Consider the following 8,989-nt stretch of genomic DNA (forward strand, 5'->3'; position numbering starts at 1 on the left):
AGATTAGAACTGGTAAACCAGACCCAGAGCTACGATGTTATCAGTGTTGATGCCAGCGTCACGAGTGAACTGGTTGTCGTCCAGCAGGTTGATTTTGTAGTCAACATAGGTGGACATGTTTTTGTTGAAGTAGTAGGTCGCGCCAACATCAACATATTTCAGGATATCTTCGTCGTCGTAGTTACGACCATTGATGACACCCAGGTTTTTACCTTTAGACTGCAGGTATGCTACAGACGGACGCAGACCGAAGTCGAACTGGTACTGAGCAACAGCTTCGAAGTTCTGTGCTTTGTTCGCCCAACCCAGGGAACCTACGCGAGTTGCGTTGTAGGTCTGGGTGTACTGAGCAGCCAAGTAGATGTTGTTAGCGTCGTATTTCAGACCACCAGTGTAGGTTTCAGCACGGTCGCCAGTACCGATGTAGTTACGAACTACACCATTGCTGATGTAGCTACCATTTTGATCATCAGTACGTTTGGAGCTGGAAACTGCAGCACCGATACCGAAGCCTTCGTAATCATAAGTGATAGAACCGCCGACACCGTCGCCGTTCTGACGCAGAGCGCCACGACCGTTGTTGGTCATGCCTTCGCCGCTTACGCTACCGTTTTTGCCCTGGTACTGAACAGCAAAGTTCAGACCGTCAACCAGACCGAAGAAGTCGGTGTTACGGTAGGTCGCGAAGCCGTTACCACGCTGCTGCATGAAGTTGTCAGAACCGTAGGTGTCGCCACCGAATTCTGGCAGTACGTCGGTCCAGGAAGTTACGTCGTAAACAACGCCGTAGTTACGACCGTAGTCGAAAGAACCTACATCCTGGAATTTCAGACCTGCGAATGCCACACGGGTCCAGGAGTTTTCTTTGTTGTCTTCAGAGGTATTGCCCTGGATCTGATATTCCCACTGGCCGTAACCGGTCAGCTGGTCAGTAACCTGAGTTTCGCCTTTGAAACCAAGACGTACATAGGTCTGGTCGCCGTCTTCTGACTTGTTGTCAGAGAAATAGTGCAGGCCGTCTACTTTACCGTACAGATCTAATTTGTTGCCGTCTTTGTTGTAAACTTCAGCAGCGTTTGCTGCGCCTGCTACCAGCAGAGCTGGGACCAGGAGGGACAGTACTTTAACTTTCATGTTATTAACCCTCTGTTATATGCCTTTATTTGCTTTTTTATGCCACTGCATACTGATTAACCCTCATTAATCAGTCGGCAAGTCCATTCTCCCCAAAAATGCAGAATAATCCAACACGAATATGATACTAAAACCTTTAAGATGTTTCATTTATCGCTGTAGATGTTTCAAAATGTAAATGCAAGGGAACTTTTTAAGATTATTGTGGAATGGCGAAATAAGCACCTAACATCAAGCAATAATAATTCAAGGTTAAAATCAATAACTTATTCTTAAGTATTTGACAGCACTGAATGTCAAAACAAAACCTTCACTCGCAACTAGAATAACTCCCGCTATCATCATTAACTTTATTTATTACCGTCATTCATTTCTGAATGTCTGTTTACCCCTATTTCAACCGGATGCCTCGCATCCGGTTTTTTTTACCCTTCTTTACACACTTTTCATTATTCTGTGCTACCACAGAAAAACTATAACGCTTGTTAACTATTTCACAAATAATTAACATCAGCATAATTTCCAGCAATCATCGTTTATTTGCAATTAATTTCGTTGGGCTTTTTGTAGGTTATTTGTACAGCAAAATGGAGCTTGTACATCTATTTCCCCCAATGCAGGATGATAAATATCACGGGAGAATAGAGAATCATCAATCAGGTAAGAGTCTGGAATTTCACACTGTACCCTTTATACTGCCCTATCACTTCGCGAAGTTTTAACAGATCATAAACACGAATGCGTCAGAAAGAGACAACGGCCACGACCCGCTTTTCACTCCTACCGGGGAGCATTACCCGCTTCTTTTTACTGTTGATCATTGTGTTACTGGTGACGATGGGTGTAATGGTACAAAGCGCCGTTAACGCATGGCTGAAAGATAAAAGTTACCAGATTGTCGACATTACCCACGCTATCCAAAAGCGCGTCAATACCTGGCGTTACGTGACCTGGCAGATCTACGACAACATTGCCGCGACGACCTCCCCCTCCTCCGGCGAAGGTTTCCTGAAACAGGATGTCTACTATCTGGAGAAACCGCGCCGCAAAACGGAAGCGTTAATCTTTGGCTCTCACGACAACTCAACGCTTGAGATGACTCAGCGGATGTCCACCTATCTGGACACATTGTGGGGCGCAGAAAATGTACCGTGGTCGATGTATTACCTGAATGGTCAGGATAACAGTCTGGTGCTGATCTCAACCCTGCCCCTCAAAGATCTCACCTCCGGATTTAAAGAATCGACCGTCAGCGACATTGTTGATTCACGTCGTGCAGAGATGTTGCAACAGGCCAACGCCCTCGATGAACGCGAAAGTTTTTCTAACATGCGCCGCCTGGCCTGGCAGAACGGTCATTACTTTACCTTGCGTACCACGTTCAACCAGCCGGGACATCTGGCAACGGTCGTAGCTTTTGATCTACCGATTAATGATTTGATCCCACCGGGTATGCCGCTGGACAGTTTCCGCCTTGAGCCAGACGCGACGGCAACGGGAGACAATGATAATGAGAAAGAAGGGACGGATAGCGTCAGTATCCACTTTAACAGTACGAAGATTGAAATCTCCTCGGCACTCAACTCTACCGATGTGCGCCTGGTCTGGCAGGTTCCTTATGGCACCTTATTGCTGGATACGTTGCAAAACATTCTGCTGCCACTGCTGCTGAACATCGGTTTGCTGGCGCTGGCGTTATTTGGCTATACCACATTCCGCCATTTCTCCAGCCGCAGTACAGAAAGTCTACCCAGCACGGCGGTCAATAACGAATTGCGCATTTTACGGGCAATTAATGAAGAGATAGTCTCACTGCTGCCGCTCGGCCTGCTGGTTCACGATCAGGAATCGAACCGCACTGTCATAAGTAACAAAATTGCCGATCATTTGCTGCCGCATTTGAATCTGCAAAACATCACCACCATGGCGGAACAGCATCAGGGGATTATTCAGGCGACGATCAATAACGAGCTGTATGAGATCCGCATGTTCCGCAGCCAGGTCGCGCCGCGCACACAAATTTTCATTATTCGCGATCAGGATCGCGAAGTGCTGGTAAACAAGAAACTCAAGCAGGCGCAGCGTCTGTATGAGAAAAACCAGCAGGGGCGGATGACCTTTATGAAAAACATTGGCGATGCGCTGAAAGAACCCGCACAGTCCCTGGCGGAGAGCGCGGCTAAACTCAACGCCCCGGAAAGCAAACAACTGGCGAATCAGGCAGATGTGCTGGTGCGGCTGGTCGATGAAATACAGTTAGCGAACATGCTTGCGGACGATAGCTGGAAAAGTGAGACGGTGCTGTTCTCCGTGCAGGATTTAATTGATGAAGTTGTGCCTTCAGTGTTGCCTGCCATCAAGCGTAAAGGTCTGCAACTGCTGATTAACAATCATCTGAAAGCACACGATATGCGCCGCGGCGATCGCGATGCCTTACGACGTATTTTGCTGCTACTGATGCAATATGCCGTGACCTCAACGCAATTGGGAAAAATCACCCTTGAGGTTGATCAGGATGAGTCCTCTGAAGACCGCCTGACATTCCGCATTCTGGACACGGGAGAAGGCGTAAGTATTCATGAAATGGATAATTTGCACTTCCCGTTTATCAACCAGCCCCAAAACGATCGCTATGGCAAGGCGGACCCGCTGGCATTCTGGCTGAGCGATCAACTGGCGCGTAAACTGGGCGGTCATTTAAACATCAAAACGCGGGATGGGCTTGGTACACGCTACTCTGTGCATATCAAAATGCTCGCCGCTGACCCGGAAGTTGAAGAGGAAGAAGAGCGTTTACTGGATGATGTCTGCGTAATGGTGGATGTTACTTCGGCAGAAATTCGGAATATTGTCACTCGCCAGTTAGAAAATTGGGGTGCAACCTGTATCACACCCGATGAAAGATTAATTAGTCAAGATTATGATATCTTTTTAACGGATAATCCGTCTAATCTTACTGCCTCTGGCTTGCTTTTAAGCGATGATGAGTCTGGCGTACGAGAAATTGGGCCTGGTCAATTGTGCGTCAACTTCAATATGAGCAACGCTATGCAGGAAGCGGTCTTACAATTAATTGAAGTGCAACTGGCGCAGGAAGAGGTGACAGAATCGCCTCTGGGCGGAGATGAAAATGCGCAACTCCATGCCAGCGGCTATTATGCGCTCTTTGTAGACACAGTACCGGATGATGTTAAGAGGCTGTATACTGAAGCAGCAACCAGTGACTTTGCTGCGTTAGCCCAAACGGCTCATCGTCTTAAAGGCGTATTTGCCATGCTAAATCTGGTACCCGGCAAGCAGTTATGTGAAACGCTGGAACATCTGATTCGTGAGAAGGATGTTCCAGGAATAGAAAAATACATCAGCGACATTGACAGTTATGTCAAGAGCTTGCTGTAGCAAGGTAGCCTATTACATGAACAATATGAACGTAATTATTGCCGATGACCATCCGATAGTCTTGTTCGGTATTCGCAAATCACTTGAGCAAATTGAGTGGGTGAATGTTGTCGGCGAATTTGAAGACTCTACAGCACTGATCAACAACCTGCCGAAACTGGATGCGCATGTGTTGATTACCGATCTCTCCATGCCTGGCGATAAGTACGGCGATGGCATTACCTTAATCAAGTACATCAAGCGCCATTTCCCAAGCCTGTCGATCATTGTTCTGACTATGAACAACAACCCGGCGATTCTTAGTGCGGTATTGGATCTGGATATCGAAGGGATCGTGCTGAAACAAGGTGCACCGACCGATCTGCCGAAAGCTCTCGCCGCGCTGCAGAAAGGGAAGAAATTTACCCCGGAAAGCGTTTCTCGCCTGTTGGAAAAAATCAGTGCTGGTGGTTACGGTGACAAGCGTCTCTCGCCAAAAGAGAGTGAAGTTCTGCGCCTGTTTGCGGAAGGCTTCTTGGTGACCGAGATCGCTAAAAAGCTGAACCGCAGTATTAAAACCATCAGTAGCCAGAAGAAATCTGCGATGATGAAGCTGGGTGTCGAGAACGATATCGCCCTGCTGAATTATCTCTCTTCAGTGACGTTAAGTCCGGCAGATAAAGACTAATCACCTGTAGGCCAGATAAGACGCGTCAGCGTCGCATCTGGCATTTGCACTGAATGCCAGATGCGACATAAACACCTTATCCGTCCTACGATTCCCGCGATTTCCTGACCCTCTCGGCATATACCGTCAGCGTCTGTTTTATCACATCCAGCGTTACCGGCTTCGACAGGCAGCTGTCCATACCGGACTCCAGACACCGCTGCTTCTCTTCAGCCAACGCATTAGCAGTTACTCCGATTACCGGCAACGTCAGTCCCAACTGACGAATGCGTTGCGTCAAGCGGTAACCATCCATATTTGGCATGTTGACGTCGCTAAGCACGATATCAATATGATTCTTGCTAAGTACATTAAGCGCATCGACACCATCATTCGCGGTTTTACATTGATAGCCCAACGATCCCAACTGATCTGCCAGCAGACGTCGGTTAATCGGATGATCATCCACGACCAGAATCATCATATCGTCATTATCGCTGACCGCTTTGTCCGTCGACGGCAGAGCGTTAGCAGGATCGTCGCTCTCCATCTCGATCAAATAAATACGCGCCAACAATGCCGGTAGCTCATGCGGGGCAGCCACACTGTGTACCCACTCCCCTGGCGCTTTCTCCAGCGGAATACCAATATGGCGACGACAGAAGGTCACTACCGCTCTACCCTGCCATTTTTTACTCACTACCTCGTCAGTAATTAACACATCTTCGGGAGTCGGTTCCTGCCCTTCGTATGTTGTAACGACGATGCCGCTGCGCTGCAAACTAGTTTCCAGGAACTGACAGAGCGACGCATTGCGGACCGCCAGCCAGCAGCGTTTACCACTCAACCCTTCCACGCCTTTTTTCTGCGGGTACTGAGCGCCGTACAACGGAATACGCACGGTAAACTGGCTGCCCATTCCCGGTTCTGAATCTACCGAGATATCGCCGTCCATCATGCTGATCAGTTTTTCACAAATCGCCAGACCCAGACCGGTCCCCTGGAAGTTTCGCTGTACGCCCGTTCCGACCTGGAAGAAGGGATCAAACAAGCGCACCACTTCTTTCGCCGGAATCCCCACGCCGGTATCGCGAACACGGATAGAGAGATAATCGCCATCAGCGCGGACATGCAAAACTATACAGCCGGTATCGGTGAATTTTATGGCGTTACTCAACAGGTTGGAGATGACCTGCTGTAAACGCATCGGGTCGCCATTTAAGGCCACTGGCACATCCGGTTCAATAAAGCAGTACAAGCCTAACTGCTTGCGTACCACCAGCGGTAAATAGTTGGCGGTGATGTGGTTCATCACTTCACGCGGTGAAAACTCACGCGGTTCGATCTTCAACTGTTCCGATTCAATCTTCGAGAAATCGAGAATATCGCTGATAATTTTCAACAACAGGCTGGAAGAGTTGTTCATTGCCGTCACCAGCCGATCGACGCCTTTCGGTAACTCTTTGGTTTGCAACAGATCCAGGTTACCGATAATGCCATACAGCGGCGTTCGCAGCTCATGACTGACGGTGGCAAGGAACATCGATTTTGACTGGCTCGCCTGTTCCGCTGCTTGTGCCATCTCCTGCAACGACTCTTCCATCTTCACGCGCGAAGAAACATCCACCAGCACACAAATGGCCACGTTTTCATTACGATAGCGCGAATGGACGAAGCTGATTTGCAGATTGGTATTGTTGCTGGTCAGGACATCAACAAAATTGACCTGCTGCCCACAGATAATTTGCGTCAGTCGTTGGCGGTCCTCATGCGTAAGCATATTGAGATAGGTATGCGCCAGTTCGTTACTTAAAATATTGACGCCATCAGCGGTACGCAAAATGCAGATACCCACTGGCGCGGAGGCGACAATCTTGCGATTGAACTGCTCATGTTCTTCCAGTCGCAGGGCGTCGCTTTCCGCCGGAATGAAAATACGTCGCTCGTACATCCGTGCGAGAGTAAACAATGCAGCTCCGGCAAGCACATTCAGCAAAATTGCGTTAAGGATCAACATGCGAATGCGTTCCCGCACCTTATCAACCGGCACCGAATACACGATGCTTAGCGATGAGGGTGGCAGATTTTTCTTCAGCACCAGCTCCCGGAACCCTTCCGTATAGCCAAACCAGGAGCGTTCCTGCATCCAGCGAGGATCGCCCTTAATTTTACTTTCTGGTCCGGTAAGCGAAATCAGGGTATGACCATTTTCATCAAGAATGGTAACCCCCATCGGCAACGTACCCGGTAAGAAAAAGTTCTCCATCCGGATGGTCTGCTCGACCCCCAAAAGCGCCTGCAACCGGTTCGCCAGATAAACTGGCGTCAACGCGTAAAAATACCCGATGCCAGGGCGCGGACCTTCGCTGATCCAGTAGAGGTTACTGCCGCTATCATCTTGTGGTGCATTTCGATATTTATTGATGCGTTCATGCAAAGCTTTCAACGCGGTATCGCGTTCCACTGGCATATCACGCAGACCGAAATTGGCCATGCAGAGGTTATCGCTGCCGATTAAAAATACCCGGTTTAGATCGTAAGCCGCAGAAAAATTATCGCGCCAGTAGCGCATAAACCACGCCAATGACTCCAGAGAACCTCGCCAGGTGTTACTCATTGCGGAACAATCGGAGTCGGCAAACAGCGGTTCAAACGCAGGCACATCCGCCTGCGTTTCTCGTCCACGCGGGGAAAGCACACCGTTTTCTGCCGATAAGCGATTTTCGGCGATGTACTTCAGCTCTTTCATCACATCAGAGGTGCGTTGAATAAAGCGCTGAGCCTGATCGGAACTCAGATTAAATTCCTGACGAATTTCCGATTCTCGCTGATGTAACGCATTAACGATGTAAAAAACGGATGAAAAAGCAATCAACAGCCAGAGCACTAACGCCAATGCTCTGAACATGTAGCGCGAGGCTTTCAGGGTTGTACGAAAAGAAGCAAGGTATTTCAAAGGGGCGAAGCTCCGCCTCAGGTGACCGATGGAGTGTGGTTAAGGTAGCGGTAAAAGCGTGTTACCGCAATGTTCTGTCATTATTGCAATAATGCGTATCGCTTAGAAACCATTGCCTTAACCAGGAAAGCCGGAGTAGATGGACAGTTCTCAGTACGAAAAATAAGAAATGACCAATCTGCCGACGCTTGTTAATGGTTATATCCTGGCGTCGGCAGATCGCCCAGCAGTCTTATCTGAAAAAAGAGAGAGCCAGGTTGTGTGAAGGGATGGATCACCAGTCAAAACTTTTCACCAGCGTCAGCTCGCCAGCATTACGCATCGGTACAATAAATGTTTCCTGTTTCTCATTGACCGATCCTTCATCGGTGATCAGCGTCAGTTGGGCGGTGGTTAATTCCGTTTCGCTGCGCCCACCATAGTAGTTGATATTGAAGTGGCACACTGAATTTGGCCACCTGAACAGAGGTGATATGCTCACCTCAGAACAACACAGGTGCTCCAATGAAAAAAAGAAATTTTAGCGCAGAGTTTAAACGCGAATCCGCTCAACTGGTTGTTGACCAGAAATACACGGTGGCAGATGCCGCCAAAGCTATGGATGTTGGCCTTTCCACAATGACAAGATGGGTCAAACAACTGCGTGATGAGCGTCAGGGCAAAACACCAAAAGCCTCTCCGATAACACCAGAACAAATCGAAATACGTAAGCTGAGGAAAAAGCTACAACGCATTGAAATGGAGAATGAAATATTAAAAAAGGCTACCGCGCTCTTGATGTCAGACTCCCTGAACAGTTCTCGATAATCGGGAAACTCAGAGCGCATTATCCTGTGGTCACACTCTGCCAAGTG

General features: G+C 48.5%; 4 protein-coding genes and 2 pseudogenes. 3 read left to right on the plus strand and 3 right to left on the minus strand.

What is annotated here, in order from left to right; translation table 11 throughout:
- Positions 1-3: 3 nt before the first annotated feature.
- Complete coding sequence (gene ompC, locus BFF42_RS15640; RefSeq protein ID WP_000865598.1) at positions 4-1,134, minus strand: porin OmpC; 1,131 nt, start codon at positions 1,132-1,134, stop codon at positions 4-6.
- A 738-nt stretch (positions 1,135-1,872) separates the two neighbouring features.
- Here ompC and rcsD point away from each other — a divergent pair.
- On the plus strand, positions 1,873-4,533 hold the full coding sequence (rcsD, locus tag BFF42_RS15645) for a phosphotransferase RcsD (RefSeq protein WP_001249156.1): 2,661 nt from the start codon (positions 1,873-1,875) through the stop codon (positions 4,531-4,533).
- 16 nt (positions 4,534-4,549) lie between these two features.
- Entirely contained in the window at positions 4,550-5,200 is a 651-nt protein-coding gene (gene rcsB, locus BFF42_RS15650) for a response regulator transcription factor RcsB (protein WP_001061917.1), read from the plus strand.
- Between the two features lie 85 nt (positions 5,201-5,285).
- Here rcsB and rcsC read toward each other — a convergent pair whose 3' ends face one another.
- Both rcsC and BFF42_RS15660 read right to left on the minus strand, forming a co-directional pair.
- On the minus strand, positions 5,286-8,135 hold the full coding sequence (rcsC, locus tag BFF42_RS15655; protein ID WP_000875999.1) for a two-component system sensor histidine kinase RcsC: 2,850 nt from the start codon (positions 8,133-8,135) through the stop codon (positions 5,286-5,288).
- Between the two features lie 274 nt (positions 8,136-8,409).
- A pseudogene (locus tag BFF42_RS15660) lies at positions 8,410-8,565 on the minus strand (DUF2135 domain-containing protein); the annotation flags it as partial.
- A 74-nt stretch (positions 8,566-8,639) separates the two neighbouring features.
- On the opposite strand from BFF42_RS15660, the pseudogene BFF42_RS15665 reads away from it, so the two are divergent.
- Positions 8,640-8,989 (plus strand): annotated as a pseudogene (locus BFF42_RS15665) (transposase); the annotation flags it as partial.

It is taken from the genome of Shigella sp. FC1661 (assembly GCF_001712525.1).
GTDB lineage: Bacteria > Pseudomonadota > Gammaproteobacteria > Enterobacterales > Enterobacteriaceae > Escherichia > Escherichia coli.

What these genes read in the sequence shown, in the direction of transcription:
- rcsB (WP_001061917.1), top strand. Translation starts at nt 4,550, where the DNA reads ATGAACAATATGAACGTAATTATTGCCGATGACCATCCGATAGTCTTG.
- ompC (WP_000865598.1), bottom strand. Translation starts at nt 1,134, where the DNA reads ATGAAAGTTAAAGTACTGTCCCTCCTGGTCCCAGCTCTGCTGGTAGCA.
- rcsD (WP_001249156.1), top strand. Translation starts at nt 1,873, where the DNA reads ATGCGTCAGAAAGAGACAACGGCCACGACCCGCTTTTCACTCCTACCG.